Annotated in this window: 14 protein-coding genes; 6 read left to right on the forward strand and 8 right to left on the reverse strand. The window is 61.3% G+C overall.

The window, feature by feature from the left end; genetic code table 11:
- The first annotated feature begins 301 nt into the window (after positions 1–301).
- Both dksA and CFU_RS21040 read left to right on the forward strand, forming a co-directional pair.
- Positions 302–706, forward strand: coding sequence for an RNA polymerase-binding protein DksA (dksA, locus tag CFU_RS21035; protein WP_041743743.1), 405 nt, complete (start codon positions 302–304; stop codon positions 704–706).
- Between the two features lie 136 nt (positions 707–842).
- Complete coding sequence (locus CFU_RS21040) at positions 843–1,232, forward strand: hypothetical protein (RefSeq protein WP_238531354.1); 390 nt, start codon at positions 843–845, stop codon at positions 1,230–1,232.
- A 10-nt stretch (positions 1,233–1,242) separates the two neighbouring features.
- Here CFU_RS21040 and CFU_RS24970 read toward each other — a convergent pair whose 3' ends face one another.
- Positions 1,243–1,407, reverse strand: coding sequence for a hypothetical protein (locus tag CFU_RS24970; RefSeq protein ID WP_190275188.1), 165 nt, complete (start codon positions 1,405–1,407; stop codon positions 1,243–1,245).
- Between CFU_RS24970 and CFU_RS21045 the strand changes: the two genes are divergently transcribed.
- The 4 genes from CFU_RS21045 (at position 1,406) to hslU (ending at position 7,308) form a co-directional block, all read left to right on the forward strand.
- Positions 1,406–3,427, forward strand: coding sequence for a TonB-dependent receptor (locus CFU_RS21045; RefSeq protein WP_014008017.1), 2,022 nt, complete (start codon positions 1,406–1,408; stop codon positions 3,425–3,427). The genes CFU_RS24970 and CFU_RS21045 overlap by 2 nt on opposite strands.
- A 395-nt stretch (positions 3,428–3,822) precedes the next feature.
- Positions 3,823–5,202, forward strand: a complete 1,380-nt coding sequence (locus CFU_RS21050; RefSeq protein ID WP_014008018.1) for a hypothetical protein — start codon at positions 3,823–3,825, stop codon at positions 5,200–5,202.
- 202 nt (positions 5,203–5,404) lie between these two features.
- Positions 5,405–5,941: an ATP-dependent protease subunit HslV gene (gene hslV, locus CFU_RS21055; protein WP_041743744.1), complete on the forward strand. Its 537-nt coding sequence runs from the start codon at positions 5,405–5,407 to the stop codon at positions 5,939–5,941.
- Positions 5,942–5,952: 11 nt separating this feature from the next.
- Complete coding sequence (hslU, locus tag CFU_RS21060) at positions 5,953–7,308, forward strand: ATP-dependent protease ATPase subunit HslU (protein ID WP_041742601.1); 1,356 nt, start codon at positions 5,953–5,955, stop codon at positions 7,306–7,308.
- 68 nt (positions 7,309–7,376) lie between these two features.
- Here the strand turns inward: hslU and CFU_RS21065 are convergent, their stop codons facing one another.
- The 7 genes from CFU_RS21065 to gspL form a co-directional block, all read right to left on the reverse strand.
- Entirely contained in the window at positions 7,377–7,937 is a 561-nt protein-coding gene (locus CFU_RS21065; protein ID WP_014008021.1) for a type II secretion system protein N, read from the reverse strand.
- 18 nt (positions 7,938–7,955) lie between these two features.
- Positions 7,956–9,176 (reverse strand): type II secretion system inner membrane protein GspF, encoded by a 1,221-nt coding sequence (gspF, locus tag CFU_RS21070; RefSeq protein ID WP_014008022.1) that lies wholly within the window; start codon positions 9,174–9,176, stop codon positions 7,956–7,958.
- Between the two features lie 31 nt (positions 9,177–9,207).
- Positions 9,208–10,659: a type II secretion system ATPase GspE gene (gspE, locus tag CFU_RS21075; protein ID WP_014008023.1), complete on the reverse strand. Its 1,452-nt coding sequence runs from the start codon at positions 10,657–10,659 to the stop codon at positions 9,208–9,210.
- Positions 10,656–12,950, reverse strand: coding sequence for a type II secretion system secretin GspD (gene gspD / locus CFU_RS21080; RefSeq protein WP_014008024.1), 2,295 nt, complete (start codon positions 12,948–12,950; stop codon positions 10,656–10,658). The genes gspE and gspD overlap by 4 nt, the downstream gene beginning before the upstream one ends.
- On the reverse strand, positions 12,947–13,711 hold the full coding sequence (locus CFU_RS21085; protein WP_085959181.1) for a type II secretion system protein N: 765 nt from the start codon (positions 13,709–13,711) through the stop codon (positions 12,947–12,949). The genes gspD and CFU_RS21085 overlap by 4 nt, the downstream gene beginning before the upstream one ends.
- Before the next feature lie 81 nt (positions 13,712–13,792).
- Positions 13,793–14,338 (reverse strand): type II secretion system protein GspM, encoded by a 546-nt coding sequence (gene gspM, locus CFU_RS21090; protein ID WP_050808674.1) that lies wholly within the window; start codon positions 14,336–14,338, stop codon positions 13,793–13,795.
- Positions 14,338–15,621, reverse strand: a complete 1,284-nt coding sequence (gspL, locus tag CFU_RS21095; protein ID WP_014008027.1) for a type II secretion system protein GspL — start codon at positions 15,619–15,621, stop codon at positions 14,338–14,340. Before gspL ends, gspM begins: the two co-directional genes overlap by 1 nt.
- Position 15,622 lies beyond the last annotated feature (1 nt).

Here is a 15,622-nt window from a genome sequence, read left to right on the forward strand (position 1 = left end):
CGCAAGCAAGGCCGTGTCCAAAGTCGCCAAACCCGATCCCAAACCTGTTGTAAAATCCCTAGCCAAGAAAACGGCGATTGCCAAGTCGTCCTCCGTAGCGGCGGCAGACAAGGCAGCGCGCAATACCCAGGCCAGTAGTTCTGTAACAACGAAACTGAGTTCCCCAACGGCCAGATCCGGCGCTAGCAGCACCAGCGACAAGCCCGCAAGTGCCGGATTAACGGATAAAATTGAAAAAAACGTCGTATCGAAAGCAAGCGAAGTGGCTACTAAAACAACCAAACCAACATCTGATTCCATTCTGTTGACCGAAGAGCAAATCCTCAAGATGGGCGAAAAGGACTACATGAATGAAGCGCAACTGGCTTTCTTCAAGGCGCGTTTGCAGCAGTTAGAAATCGACCTGCTCAAGAACGCCGGGGAAACCACGGAACATCTGCGCGAAACCGTCCTCGTGCCGGATCCTGCAGACCGCGCCACCATCGAGGAAGAACATGCGCTCGAATTGCGTACCCGTGACCGTGAGCGCAAGCTGCTGAAGAAGGTGCAGCAATCGATCGCATCGATCGACGCCGGCGAATACGGCTGGTGCGAAGAAACCGGCGAACCGATCGGCATTCCTCGTTTGCTGGCGCGTCCGACGGCAACCCTGTCGCTGGAAGCGCAACAACGCCGCGAACTGAAACAAAAGCTTTACGGCGATTGATTCCCGGAGCAGCCAGGCTGCGTGAAAACACCGGCCGGAACAACGGCCTGGTTTCCCCGCAGCCCGGCCGCTGGCGCGCTTCTGCGTCGTTCCTGCGCCGGTTCCGTTATCGTGTTCCGCTTATCCAGATTCCTTGATGTCAGCCCAAGCCCTCAGTTCGAGACTACTCCAGCACGCCGCCCCGGCCCCGGCGCCGATGCTGGCGCTTGTGCTGATATGCGCGATCCTGTTCTCGCAATGGCTGGGACTGACGCATAGCATCGTCCATGCGGCCTGGGAAAACAAGCAGGCGACCAGCCTGACGCACATCACGTCGGTGATTGAACGCGTGATCGAAGGCGGCGGCAAAGCCCATCACTCTTGCGCAGCGTTCGACGACGCCACCCTGGCCGCAACGATCTACTCGGCGCCACTGAATCTGCCGCCGCTGCCCGGCAAGCACCTGCTGGCTTTGTGGCAGGCATTCGCTTCCTGGGATGCCCCGTTCACCTGCCATTTCTCATCGCGCGCACCGCCCCGCTCCTGACAGGACGCAGTCAACCGCTTCGTTTATGCGAAGCGTCAACCCATTGCATCGAATCATTTATCGCCGTCGCCCGGATCATATCGACCATGCGAACCATGCGTGACTGATCGCGCTCCTGCGCGCTTTCCGCATCGCTGCGGAATGCGGCGGCGATTACCTGTCTAGGAATCATCATGCTTGTCCAACGTACGCTGTTATCCAGTGCGGTCCTGTCCGCGCTGGCCGTTTTATCGTCTGCCGCATCGGCCCAGGCCGACACTGCCGAAGCGGCCAAGACCTTGCCGCCCATCGTAGTCAGCGCCAGCCCGCTCAACGCCAACGTCGACACCCAGATCCTGGCTCCGGCCAAGGTATTGTTCGGCGAAGAACTGCGCAACAAGACCGGCGCCTCGCTGGGCGACACCCTGTCGCAGGAACTCGGCGTGTCGGCCTCCGGTTTCGGCGCCGGCGCTTCCCGCCCCATCATCCGCGGCATGGAAGGTCCGCGCGTCAAGATCCTGCAAAACGGCATGTCGGTGGCCGACGTCTCCAGCCTGTCCAACGACCACGCGGTAGCCACCGAAGCCGCGACCGCGCGCCAGATCGAAATCCTGCGCGGCCCGGCCGCATTATTGTATGGGTCCGGCGCAATCGGCGGCCTGGTCAACGTCGTCAACGACCGTATTCCTACCGAGCTGCAAAAAGGCATCAGCGGCGAAGCCGAGGCCCGCTACAGCAGCGGCGACAACGGCCGCAGCACATCCCTGGTGCTGGACGGCTCGGCCGGACCGATAGGCATGCACCTGGACGGCAACTGGCGCGACACCGGCAACTACAAGATCCCGGAACACGCCACCCGCAACGACGCCGATTCGGCATCAGGCCGCTTGCCGAATTCGTTTACCCATGAAACCGGGGTCGGCGCCGGCGCCTCCTACATCGCGTCCTGGGGTTACATCGGCGCCTCGGTGGCGACCCTGGATGACCACTACGGCATCCCTACTGCGGAAAAATCCTTCATCGACCTGCACCAGACCCGCTACGACATCGCCGGCCAGATCGACCAACCGCTGGCCGGATTCGAAAAACTGACATTCAAACTAGGCCATACCGACTACACCCACACCGAGAAACAGGAAAACGGCACGCCAAATACGATCTTCTCCAACAAGTCGACCGAAAGCCGATGGGAGCTCGCCCACAAGCCGCTGGCCGGCTGGCATGGCACTTTCGGCATGCAAACCGAAGACATGCGCTTCTCGGCCCTGGCTGCCGAAAGCGGATTGCCAGACACCGTGCCGCGCACTAAGTCGACTTCGATCGCCGCCTTCCTGGTAGAGGAACGCAACTTCGGCCCGGTGCTGGCCAGCGCCGGCCTGCGCCTTGAATCGGTCAAGCGCCGCCCTGATGCCGACTCAGGTTTCGCCGATCGTAAATTCAATCTGGCGTCCTATTCGGTCGGCGCCTTGTGGAGCTTCGTGCCCGGGTACGGATTCGGTCCGACGGTGTCGATCGCGCAGCGCGCACCGGCTGCCGAAGAACTGTATTCCAACGGCCCGCACGAATCGACTGCCACTTTCGATATCGGCGACCCCACCTTGAAAAAAGAAACCTCGCGCAATATCGAACTGACCTTGCAAAAAACCAGCGGACTGATTCGCTGGAAAGCCAACCTGTTCCAGAATCACGTCAGCAATTACGTGTTTGGCCGCAATGCCGGCGCGGTTGACGACAGCGGTGCGCCCGATCCGGACGGCGAGTTCACCGAACGCTTCTGGTCACAGGCAGACGCCACCATCCGCGGCGCCGAAGCGGAAATCAGCTACAACCTGCGCGGCGAAGGTTTTTCGGTACGCGGTTTTGCCGATACCTCGCGCGGCAGGCTGGACAACATGGGCAACCTGCCGCTGCAGCCGGCCAGCCGCTACGGCGTCGATCTCGGTTATGTGCAAGGCGCATGGCGCAGCGGCCTCACCATCCTGCGCGCACAGCAGCAGGATCGGCTGGCGACCTTTGAAAGCAGCGAGACGCCGGGCTACACCAAGATCGATGCCAATCTTTCTTACACCCAGCAAGTCGGCGCGCTGCAGCTGACCTGGTTTGCCCTGGCCAAAAACCTGTTGAACCAGGATATCCGCCTGGCGACCTCGGTGCTGAAGGATGTCGCGCCGCAGCCTGGGCGCAGCTTCGTCCTTGGCGTACGCACCAAGTTCTAAGCTGGAACCGGGATCGCAAAGCAAGCGAGGTCGCCAGGCCGCAACTTGCCGCGCGCTCCCGGTTGGCAGCGGAAGCTGTAGACAAGATGACCATTCCTGGCGTCGGATATGCAAAAATCGCAACATATTTATGTCACAACTTAAGGCGTCCGGACATACTTCCTGAGTTGCTTTGTGTTACCTTTGGAGGTATCGATTGATCATGCTTTTTTTAGGCAGCAATGGGCAAAAGCGGGAACAGTCTCAAAACAAAAATGTCGCCATGAACATAGCAGGCAGCATGGCAAATGCGATGATAAAAACGCAATCCGCGGAGCCGGCGCCGGATCAGCAGGCAGCACTCCGATACATATAAAATCGCAGCTTTGATAGCAACTTACTTTCGGGATTAACACGTGGGGATTTTCTCGCTCTTCGGCAAAAATAATCGTCCAAACGGCGCACCGCCGGAGGATGACAAGGTACCAGCCGCAGCAGACAATCAAGCGCCGGTTCTGTTTGGCGAAAGCCATGAGCGGCTGAGCAACTCGACCACGCTGCGCGATGGTTCTGCACGCAGCACCACGAGCATGAAGATCGATGCGATCGAATCGGAAATGTCGTCCGAGTTCGTCCATCTGCCGCCCTCTCCCAAGCCGGCCGGCCCAGATAGCGTGGCGCCGGTCACGCTAAGCCACGGCAACACCACCCAGCTGACGCTGCCGGTGATGAGCAGGACCACCGAATACCTGGACGACCAGTCGCGCAGCGGCAGCATCGAAGTGTCAGTGTCCGATACCCCCGAAGTCATTGAAGAAGCGGCGGTACTGTTCGCCAGCGACCAGAGCGACATTGCCGAAGCGCTCCTGTTAAGCGCCATTACGGAAAACAATCTCGGTTCCTCCACCCACATCGTCTGGTGGATGCTGCTGGACCTGTACCAGATCACCGGCAAGCAGCAGGAATTCGACAATCTGTCGGTCGACTTCGCCAACAAGTTTGAAACTTCGCCGCCGACCTGGATCGATATCATGACCCTCGATCCGCAGGCAAAAACCCAGGAAAAGGCGGGCGCGCCGCCAGCCGTGGCCTTCTCCGGTAAACTCGACGCCAATATCGGCAAGCAGCTGGAACGCGCGCAAAAACTGAGCGCCACCCATCCGGCCGTGCGCCTGGAGTTTACCCGGGTCAGCTCGGTCGATCCGATCGGCTGCGGCCTGCTGCTGCGCATGTTGAAAAAACTGCAAAAATCCGGACTGGACCTGATCCTGGTCGGCGCCGATGAACTGGCCGACAAGATCCGCGAGATCCTGCTGGTCGGACGGCGCGACGAAACCGCTGCGCCATGGCTGCTGCTGCTGGAAATACTGCATCTGCTCAACCTGGAACAGGCCTACGAAGACGCCAGCATAGATTATTCGATCACGTTTGAAGTCTCGCCGCCGCCGTTTGTCGCTCCCCACACCAAGATCATCACCGCGGCCGAGGACAACGCCCAGAGCGTAAGCCTTAACGGCAACAACAGCCTGCTCATGCCGATACTGATCGAAGGCCGCACCGAAGAGCTGCTGACCAAGATCCAGACCCACGCCATCGCCCACAGTCCTGCGATCATCGATTGCTCACGCCTGGTCAGGGTCGACTTCAGCGCTGCCGGCGAGCTGCTCAACGGGCTGTCATTACTCGCCAGCAACGGCAATGCGATCGAGTTCCACGGCGTCAACCACCTGGTGACCGCCCTGTTCAAGGTCGTCGGCATACAGGAAATCGTGCGCGTAGTGCCGCGAAAAAATTAATTTTTTAACAAACCCCACCCTCTGCAGTTAGAAAAACAACGCTAAATCCACGTAATTCAGCGCTTGTAATCAGACCGGCCGTCCCCATTTTTTTGGGACAGTATCGATTTGTCATTCGATAGCGAATCACATGCAGTCCCGGCGCCTTGCGCCCTGCATGCGCGGCCAGGCTACCCCGGCCGCATTTTCTGAGGCTAGCAAAATGGAACAATTTCACGGCACCACCATCCTCTCGGTACGGCGCGGCAACAGCGTTGCGCTGGGCGGGGATGGCCAGGTCACACTCGGCAATGTCGTCATGAAGGGCACCGCCCGCAAAGTTCGCAAGTTATATCAAGGCAAGGTACTGGTCGGTTTCGCCGGCGGCACCGCCGATGCATTCACCTTGCTCGACCTGTTCGAAGCAAAACTGGAAAAACACCAGGGCAACCTGATGCGGGCCTCGGTCGACCTCGCCAAGGAATGGCGCACCGACCGCATGCTGCGCCGGCTGGAAGCAATGCTGCTGACCGCCGACCGCGAAACCACACTGGTAATCACCGGCAACGGCGATGTGCTGGAGCCCACCGACGGCATCGGCGCGATCGGCTCAGGCGGCACTTTCGCCCAGTCGGCCGCCAAGGCGCTGCAGGAAAACACCGAGCTGTCGCCGGCCGATATCGTCAAGAAATCGCTGGTCATCGCCGGCGAGCTCTGCATCTACACCAACCAGTCGCACATCATCGAAACTCTCGATTAAGACCCAACACCATGAACATGACTCCGCAAGAAATAGTTTCAGAACTGGATAAACATGTAGTCGGCCAGGACCGCGCCAAGCGCGCAGTGGCGATCGCCCTGCGTAACCGCTGGCGGCGGCAGCAGATCGCCGAGCCGCTGCGCCACGAAATCACGCCCAAGAATATCCTGATGATCGGGCCTACCGGCGTCGGCAAGACCGAGATCGCGCGACGCCTGGCCAAGCTGGCCGATGCGCCTTTCATCAAGATCGAAGCCACCAAGTTTACTGAAGTCGGCTACGTCGGGCGCGACGTCGACACCATCATCCGCGACCTGATCGACATCGGCATCAAGCAAACCCGCGAAGCGGAAATGCGCAAGGTCCGCACACGCGCGGAAGACGCCGCCGAAGACCGGGTGATCGACATCCTGGTGCCGCCGGCGCGCGATTTCGGCTTCCATCCTGAACAGAGCTCGGGCGACGGCGAAAACGCCGGCGACAAGGGCAGCAACACCCGCCAGACCTTCCGCAAACGGCTGCGCGAAGGCGCCCTCGACGACAAGGAAATCGAGATCGAATTGTCGGAAGCGGCATCGCAAATGGAAATCATGGCGCCGCCCGGCATGGAAGAAATGACCGAGCAGATCAAGTCCATGTTTTCCGGCATCGGCAGCAACCGCAAGAAGAACCGCAAGATCAAGATCAAGGATGCGATGAAAGTCCTGATCGAAGAAGAAGCCGCCAAGCTGGTCAACGAAGACGAACTGAAGCAGAAAGCCATCAGCAACGTTGAACAGAACGGCATCGTGTTCCTGGACGAGATCGACAAGATCGCCACCCGTTCGCAGAACAGTGGCGGCGCCGACGTCTCGCGCGCCGGCGTGCAGCGCGACTTGCTGCCGCTGGTCGAAGGCACTACCGTCAACACCAAATACGGCATGATCAAGACCGATCACATCCTGTTCATCGCTTCGGGCGCTTTCCACCTGGCCAAACCGTCGGACCTGATTCCGGAACTGCAAGGCCGCTTCCCGATCCGGGTCGAGCTCGATTCCTTGTCGATCAGCGATTTCGAAAGGATCATGACCGGCACCGACGCCTGCCTGACCAAGCAGTACGAAGCGCTGCTAGCGACCGAAGGCGTGACGCTCGAGTTCGCCAAGGAAGGCGTGCAGCGGCTGGCGGAAATCGCTTTCTCGGTCAATGAAAAGACCGAGAATATAGGCGCCCGCCGGCTGTACACGGTGATGGAAAAACTGCTGGAAGAAATCTCGTTTTCGGCGACCAACGCCAGCGAGAAAACCATGGTGATCGATGCCGCTTATGTCGATCAGCGCCTTGGTGCTCTGGTAGTGAACGAAGACTTGTCGCGCTACGTGCTGTAAGCGGCGACGCTGCCCGCCGGGTTCATTCCGGCGGCAATGCCGCCAGGCCGGTTAGCGCTTGGAAACAGCTATTTGTCCTGCACCGGCACCGCCGGCTGTTCCGGCGGCAGATCCTGGTTAGGCGCCTGCTGCATCATCTGGGCCGGTACCGGCGCAGCCCCGCCCGGTCCCGCGCCGTTCAGTCCCAACTTGGTGCGCGCATCTTCCGGCAGCATCACCCGCTTCAGAACACCACCCTCAGACAGCAAGACATAGGTTGCGTGCACTTCCTTGACGCTGGTTCCCGGCAGCAGCTCCTTGCCCTGCCGCACTGCCTGCGCCGGCTTGCCGTCGGCGCTCAGGATCGCCACGCTCTCGCCGTCCTTTTTCGCAGCGACCACGCCCAACAACTGGTAGTTGCTGGCCACCGTCACTGTGCCGCGGCCGCCGAACAAGCCCGCCGCCAGCGAAACATCGATCTGCGCCTGTTCAGCCTGCGGCGGCGCCGTCACTGCACGCAGCGGGGGCTTGACCAGTTGCATCACCCAGTATGCCGTGCAGGCGCACAGCAGCATGAACAGCAGCAGGCTGAGGAATTCCGGCAGGCGTTTGCTTTGGCGGCCGAGTTTTTTGGTTATTTGCAGTTTCACGCTTTTCCTAATTTTGTCCTAACGCACCAGCTGGTTGATTTCAATAATCGGCATCAGCACCGCCAGCACGATCAACAGCACCACTACCCCCATCGCCAAGATCAGGGCCGGTTCCAGCAAGCCGGCGATGGTCATGGCGCGCCGTTCCAGGTCCTGTTCCTGGGCGCTGGCGGCGCGCTCCAGCATGGCGGGCAATTCGCCGGTCACCTCGCCGGCCCGTATCATGTGGATCAGCATCGGCGGAAAATGCTTGTGCGCGGCCAGCGCGCGCGCCAGGCCCACGCCTTCACGCACGCTGGTGGCGGCGGTATCGACCTGCTGCCGCATGGCGACATTGGACAGCGTATCGCGGCTGGTTTGCAGGGCTTTCAGGATCGGCACGCCGGAGCCGGTGGTAATCGCCAGCGTACTGGCAAACCGCGCGGTATTCAGGCTGCGCTCGAATTTTCCATACAGCGGCGCATTCAGCAGCCAGGTATGCCAGCGCATCTTGGTCGCCGGGTTTTTCAGCGCCATGCGCCAGCTGTAGAACAACGCGATCACCACGATCAGGACCATCCAGCCATAGTTGCGTACAAAGTCCGAAGTGGCGAGCATCATCACGGTCAGCATCGGCAGCTTCTGCTTGGTGTTGGCGAATACCGAAACGATCTGCGGCACCACGTAGGTCAACAGGAAAATCACAATCACGAACGCCACCACGGTCACGATCGCCGGATAGGTAAACGCCAGTTTCACCTTCTGCACCAGCGAATTGCGGCGCTCGATATAATCGGCCAGCCGCGACAGCACACGCGACAACTGGCCGATCTGCTCGCCCGAAGCAACCAGCGCCCGGTAGATTTCCGCGAAGTCGCGCGGATGGCCAGCCAGCGCCGAAGACAAGGAAGCGCCGCCCATGACCTCGGACCGGATCGATGCGATCAGGTCGCGCTGGTAACTGCGCTCGGCCTGTTCCAGCAACGCCGTCAGGGCTTGCTCCAATGGCAGGCTGGCTTCCAGCAGGCTGGCCAGCTGGCGCGTAAACAAGGCGATCTCCACCGTCGACAGATGCTCGCCAAAACCGCGCCGTTTCAGGTTGCCGGCAGCATCCACCTGCTGCGCGATCGCTTCTACCGTCAGCGGCAGCAACCCCTGGGCGCGCAGATCGGCGCGCGCCATCTTGGCGCTGTCCGCATTCACCACGCCCTTGGTGGTGCTGCCGGCGGTATCTACCGCTTCGTAACGAAATGCTGGCACTCTGCTCCTCTGCTCTTCGCTGGTTTTTCAGTCATTCTTTGGTGACCCGCAGCAGCTCGGCCTGGGTCGTGATGCCTTCGGTCAGCCAGCGTTCGCCATCCTGGCGCATGGTGCGCATGCCATTGCGCTGCGCCACCTGCTGGATCTCGGCTTCCGAGGCCCGGTTATGGATCTGTGCGGTAATTTCATCGGTAGTCAGCAACAACTCGTAGACGCCGACCCGGCCGTGGTAGCCGGTGTGGCCGCATTGCTCGCAGCCGACCGCGTGCCACAGCTGGCCGTCGTGGCGGCGGCAATGGGTGCATAGCTTGCGCACCAGGCGCTGCGCGACCACTCCCAGCAGGGAAGACGACAGCAGGAAGGGTTCGATCCCCATGTCCAGCAACCGCGTCACCGCGGCGGCGGAATCGTTGGTGTGCAAGGTGGCCAGCACCAGATGGCCGGTCAGCGAAGCCTGCACCGCGATCTGCGCGGTTTCCAGGTCGCGGATTTCACCGATCATGATGACATCCGGATCCTGCCGCAAGATCGCCCGCAAGGCTTTGGCGAACGTCATGTCGATGCGCGCATTGACCTGGGTCTGGCCGACCCCGGCCAGTTCGTACTCGATCGGATCTTCCACCGTCAGGATATTGGTGCTGCTGGTATTCAGGCGCGACAATGCCGCGTACAGCGTGGTGGTCTTGCCCGAGCCGGTCGGCCCGGTGACCAGCACGATGCCGTGCGGCTGCGCGATCAGGCGGTCGAACTGCGGCAGGACTGCCGGGCTCATACCCAGGTGCTGCAGATCGAGCCGGCCGGCTTCCTTGTCCAGCAGGCGCAGCACGGCGCGTTCGCCGTGGCCGGTCGGCAAGGTCGACACCCGCACGTCCACCGGCTTGCCGCCGACGCGCAAGGTAATGCGGCCGTCCTGCGGCAAACGTTTTTCGGCGATATCGAGCTGCGCCATGATCTTGATACGGGAAATCAGGGAGGCATGGACCGCTTTTTTCGGCCGCACCACATCGCGCAGGCTGCCGTCGATGCGGAAACGCACTACCGAAATCTGCTCGAACGGTTCGATGTGGATATCGGAAGCGCCTTCGCGCAGCGCTTGCGTCAGCAGCACGTTGATCATGCGGATCACCGGCGCGTCGTCGGACGATTCCAGCAGGTCTTCGATGGCCGGCATGTCTTGCATCAGCTTGGCGAGATCGAGATCGGATTCGAATTCGTCGACCACCTGCGCGGCATCGCCGCCGGCGCCGGCATAGGCCCTGGCGATCGCCTCGTCGAGCTCCTCGCGCGACAGCGTGCGGAACCTGACGCGGCCGAAACGGCGGCTGGCTTCGGCGATCGCGCTAGGCTTGGTCGCCTCGGAAATCCACAACTCGACCGCATTGTCGGCGCCGTTGGCATCTTCGGTACGCTGCGCCAGCAATGAAAAATCGCGAGCGAAAGCGTAGGGCAGCAGGCGCGTATCGGTCATCCTGGGATCGCTCATGGCGTTCTGTCATTCAATAAGCCCGGAGCAGGCGTGGCCGCGGGTTTCGGCGGCTGCAGCGCAGGCTGCTCGGGAGCCGGCTGATGTCCGTCCGGCGCATCCTGTTGCTTGCGCAGGTCGATGAACGGGCCGCCGTCTTCCAGCTTGGATGTCACCGACGAGCCGAAATCGGTCAGGATGCTCTTGTCCGGCTGCACCTTGATCTGCTGCTTGCGCATGTAATCGTAGCGATCCACGGCCAGCATATTGCTGGTGTTTTTGTCGCGCACGATGATCGGGCGCAGGAATATCATCAGGTTGGTTTTTTCGCGGGAGCCGGACTGGTATTTGAAGAGATTGCCGATAAACGGCAAATCGCCCAGCAGCGGGACTTTTTGCACGCCGTTCTGGTTGTTGTCGCCGATCAGGCCGCCCAATGCAATGATTTCGCCATCGTCGATCACCACATTGGTATCCAACGTACGCTTGTTGGTGGTCGGTCCGTTCGTATCCTTGGCGGTGCCGTTCACGACTGCCGATACTTCTTGCGAAATTTCCAGGCGCACGGTGCCGCCCTCTGAGATATGCGGCTTGATCTTCAGCGCGGTGCCGACGTCCTTGCGGTCGATGGTGGTAAACGGGCTGCTGGTGCCGGCGCCGGTGGTCAGCGTCGAGCCGGTGACAAACGGCACATTCTGACCCACCACGATCTTGGCTTCTTCATTGTCCAGCGTCAGCAGGTTGGGCATGGACAAGACATTGCTTCCCGAGGTTGCGTTCAAGGCGCTGGCCAATGCCCCCAGGCCGATTTTCCCGGCGATCTGGCGGAATATGCCAAGCTGCAAGCCGCTGCCGACTGAAGGTACGGTAGCAGTGGTCCCGGTATTCACAGTCTGGCTAATTGCCGTATTGAACAGATTGCTGCCAACCAGACCGGTATTAGTGCCGGTGAAGCCGGTGCCGCCGCCGACCCGGTAATTGCTCTTCGAATCGCCGCTCAGGGCCAGCCACTGCACACCGATCTCGCTGGCGGCGGTATCCGTGACTTCGACGATCAAGGCTTCTACATAGACCTGGGCGCGGCGCGTATCGAGCTGCTCGATCACGCCGCGGATATTGCGGTAGACCGGTTCGCTGGCGGTGATGATCAGGGTATTGGTAGAGTCGTCCGCCTGGATAAAGCCGGCGGCGCCGCTACCGCTGCCGCCAGAAGACTGGGACGAGCTATCGGAAGACGGCGACGACTGTGTCGAAGGCGAAGTGGAATTATTATTCGATCCCAACGCGCTGCTGCTGTTGGAACCCTGCAGCATGCCGCCGGAACTGCTGCTGGAACTCTTGCTGGACTGGCTGACATTCGACATCGACGTATCCTGCGACACAATCGCGCGCAAGGTCTTGGCCAGCTTCACGGCATCGGCGTTTTTCAGATACACCACATGCACGTTGCCGGCGTTGGCGGTCGGCTGGTCGAGCTTGGCGATCAAGGACTTGGCCAGGTTGGCGCGGCCGGCGGACGGCGCCCGCACGATCACTGAATTGGTCCTGGAATCGGCCATGATCATGGTGCGGGCGCTATCGCTGGCGCCCGGCGCGGCAGAGCCGGAATCGAGCAGCTTGCTCGCCATCACGGCGATATCGCTGGCTACCGCATAGCGCACCGGAATCACATCCAGGTCGTTGACCGCCGGCACATCGAGTGCGGCGATCATTTTCCCCAGGCGCTGCAAGTTTTCCGCGTAATCGGTCACCACCAGCGTGTTGTTGCCCGGATTGGCGTTGATCGTGTTGTTGGGTGAAATCAGCGGCCGCAGCACCGGCAGGATATTGGTTGCCGATTCATAGTTCAGCGAAAAAATCTGGGTGGCGATCTGGTCGCCGCGGACGCTGGCCGGCCTGGTCGGCGCCACTTGCAGCTTGGCGTCGGCTTCCGGCACCACTTTCACAAAACCGTCGCCGCGCACCACGGCATAACCTTGCAGGCGCAGGGTCGAGGCCAGCAGGTCGAAAGCCTGGGCCTTGCTCAGCGGTTTTTCCGACACCAAGTTGATGCTGCCCTTGACGCGCGGATCGACGATGAACGTCGTGTTGGTGTACTGGCCGACAGCCTTGATCACCGATTCGATATCGGCGCCGACGAAATTCATTACGGCCTGGCCGCTCACGCCTTCGGCAGCGGTACCGGTGGTTCCCAGCACCGGCTGTGCCACAGAGGTGCCGGCAGCAGTAGCACAAGTCAGCAGGGCGATGGCGGCGGCGCTGCGCCAGTTGCTTGTACTTGAAAGTAGTGCGAAATACATTTTATCTTTCATGATTTGAACTCTAGTCCGATAACGTTTCTGCCATTCACCTGGCGCCGCTGCCCCAATAAACTGAGCAAAGTCGCCAACTTTTCCTCTTGTCCTGCCGCAGCTTCCGCGCTACCCGAAAACTGAAAATGTCCGTCTTGCAGTTTGCCGCTGCCGTTCAACAGCATCGCCCCGCCCAAGGTCGACAGCGTCAATCCCGCCTGCCGCCCCTGCCAGTCAAAGCGCAGGCGATAACTGCCGAGCGGCTTGACCGGAGACAAACGCGACGCCATCGCCAGCAAATCCAGCGTCATCACGCCGTTGACATCCACCCCGCCGCCGGTGTTGCGCGCCACCGTCAGCGGCTGCCAGCCCAGCTGCATCTTGCCCGACGGCTGCAAGGTATTCAAGGGCGCGCCCAGCGCCGCCAGCCGCTCGGCCGGCAAAACCATGCTGGCCGGGCTGACGTTCCATGCGCTCCAGCTGCCGCGGATGCTGACCGCGGTCGACAGCACTTGTGCATTTTCCAATGTCGCCTCGACCCGCCCCAGCAATACCAGCGGCGACAGGCGCCAAGCGAAGCGCCCCGGCAACAAGGCCGTCACGGCATCCCTGCCGCTAGGCGCTGCACCGATAAAGGCTGAACCATGCCACAAGGAACCTTGCGCATCGCCCAGCGTCAGCCTGCCTCCGGTGCGGCTCTCCAGCAGCGGCGCCAGCCATGCCGCCGGTAAAAAAATCGACACCGTGACCAGCGCGCTCAGCAATGCCACCGCTGTCCACATCAATACTCTGCCCAAGCCGCGCATCAAATTCCCTGGGACCGGAATGAAGACGCTGGCGCTGGTCCTGTCCGTTTGCCGCCATTACTCATGCTTTTGCTGCCACAAGGTGACCGTGGCGTTGACGATGCCCGGCTGCGCATTCGCTCCCGTGGCCGCGCTGATGTTGGCGTCCACCACTTGCCAATGCGCATTTTTTTGCGCATCGTCGAGCCAGTCGAGCAGGCCGGCGAACGCCACCGCAGATAACTGCACCTTGGCCATGTCGCCGCTCAGCGCCACGCTCTGCGGATTCAAACCCTTGCTTTTCAATGCAGTCTCGACCGCCTCCTTGCTGAGCGGCGCAGCCGGCCGCTCGGCCGCCTGGCCGGACAATGACAGTGCCTTGGCCGTCAACGACTGCAGTTCGGCGGCTTGCTGGCGCAGCGCCGGCAAGTCTTTCTGCAGACGGGCGCGCCCGCTCAGCGCCGGGTCCAGCAGGAGCAGGTAAATCACGGCAACCAGGATCAATGCCCCGGCGCCGGCCAGCAGCCGGCGTTCGCGCTGGTTCCTTTGCGCCCAGTACTGGTTTGCAGGGATGCTGATTTTTTCCCAGGCTTGCTGTAGGGGATTCGAATTACTGGTCGACATTACTTGCGGCTCCCGATCTGCCATACGCCGGTAGCCGGCTTGCTCAGTGTTAATTGGTTACTTTCCAGCGCGCCCTTGACCTGGGCTTCGGCCGCATCCGCATCGGCTGCATTTTTCAAGCGCACCAGGAGATGATGGTCGCGATACTCGACGCTGCTGATCGCCGCGATGTCCGCGCTTTGCGGCGATCCGGCCCAGGCTGCGCCGAATATCGAGGCCAGGGCAAGAAAATCGTCGGCTGCAAGCTGGCCGCCATCGCGCTGCGCGGCGGCGATCTTTTGCCTGGTCTGGGCGATCGGATCGACGATCACGGTTTCTTTCGGATAAGCCGCACGGTAGCTCTGCATCATGCCGGTACGCAGGCCGGCGGCTTCGCGCCGCATGCGCAGCCAGTCGTAATTCAGGCTGACGATATTCACCAGCAGCACGGCTGCCGCCAATCCCAGCGGCCAGCGCCAGCGGCGCCAGCTGAACTCGGTGCCGGCGGCGCTGGCGGTCAGGCCGCTCATCAAATCGATACCGCTGCGTGCCAGCTCCTGGACGCCTGCTATCCAGTGCGACCAGTCGTCAGGCTGCACCGTGATATGCGACTGATCGAATTCCTGGTACTGCGCCAGGCTCGATTGCGGTACATACAAGGTAACGGGATGCTGCGGCGAGATCGCCATCATGCTTTCCAGCACATCCTGCGCCACCGATTGTCCCGAAGCCGGCGACATGGACCAGCCCAGGCCTTGTTCTGCCGACATGCGCAGGGCGACGTCGATATCGCCGCCGTGGTCGGTAACGGCGGCGACCGCCGTATCCGGATCGCGCAGGGGCAGGCACAGCTGCGCCGGCCATGCTTGCAGGTTATGCGCGCCCAGCGCCAGCAAGGTCTTGACCAGCAGTTCCAGCCAGTCCCTTTGCACCACGGCGATCAGGCGCAAATTATCGGCGGCGCGGCCGGCAACGCTGCTGCGCTTGCGGCCGGCGACGATCACGCAATCAAAGGGATCAACCAGAAGTTGTTCTTCCACCAGGTTCGGCAGCGCCATTTTCAGCTTGGCGTCGGATAGCGGCGGCACCTGCAGTTGCAGCAGGTTGACGTCGGCCGCGGCCAGCAGCAGCACCACGCGGGTGGCGCCCGCGATCACCTCAGCCAGGCCGGACAGCTGCTCGGCGCCCTGGCGTTCGATGCGGCCGCTGTCGGCCGCCAGCGCATAGCGGCAATCGGGCATGGCTACCGCCGCCGCGCTGTCGAGCGTGGCTTTGGCGGGCAAGCGGATATATAAGGTACTCAAA

Source organism: Collimonas fungivorans Ter331 (assembly GCF_000221045.1).
In the GTDB taxonomy this organism is placed as follows: Bacteria; Pseudomonadota; Gammaproteobacteria; order Burkholderiales; family Burkholderiaceae_D; genus Collimonas; species Collimonas fungivorans_A.

What these genes read in the sequence shown, in the direction of transcription:
- CFU_RS21040 (WP_238531354.1), top strand. Translation starts at nt 843, where the DNA reads ATGTCAGCCCAAGCCCTCAGTTCGAGACTACTCCAGCACGCCGCCCCG.
- CFU_RS21045 (WP_014008017.1), top strand. Translation starts at nt 1,406, where the DNA reads ATGCTTGTCCAACGTACGCTGTTATCCAGTGCGGTCCTGTCCGCGCTG.
- CFU_RS24970 (WP_190275188.1), bottom strand. Translation starts at nt 1,407, where the DNA reads ATGATGATTCCTAGACAGGTAATCGCCGCCGCATTCCGCAGCGATGCG.
- hslV (WP_041743744.1), top strand. Translation starts at nt 5,405, where the DNA reads ATGGAACAATTTCACGGCACCACCATCCTCTCGGTACGGCGCGGCAAC.
- hslU (WP_041742601.1), top strand. Translation starts at nt 5,953, where the DNA reads ATGAACATGACTCCGCAAGAAATAGTTTCAGAACTGGATAAACATGTA.
- gspE (WP_014008023.1), bottom strand. Translation starts at nt 10,659, where the DNA reads ATGAGCGATCCCAGGATGACCGATACGCGCCTGCTGCCCTACGCTTTC.
- gspD (WP_014008024.1), bottom strand. Translation starts at nt 12,950, where the DNA reads ATGAAAGATAAAATGTATTTCGCACTACTTTCAAGTACAAGCAACTGG.
- CFU_RS21085 (WP_085959181.1), bottom strand. Translation starts at nt 13,711, where the DNA reads ATGTGGACAGCGGTGGCATTGCTGAGCGCGCTGGTCACGGTGTCGATT.
- gspM (WP_050808674.1), bottom strand. Translation starts at nt 14,338, where the DNA reads ATGTCGACCAGTAATTCGAATCCCCTACAGCAAGCCTGGGAAAAAATC.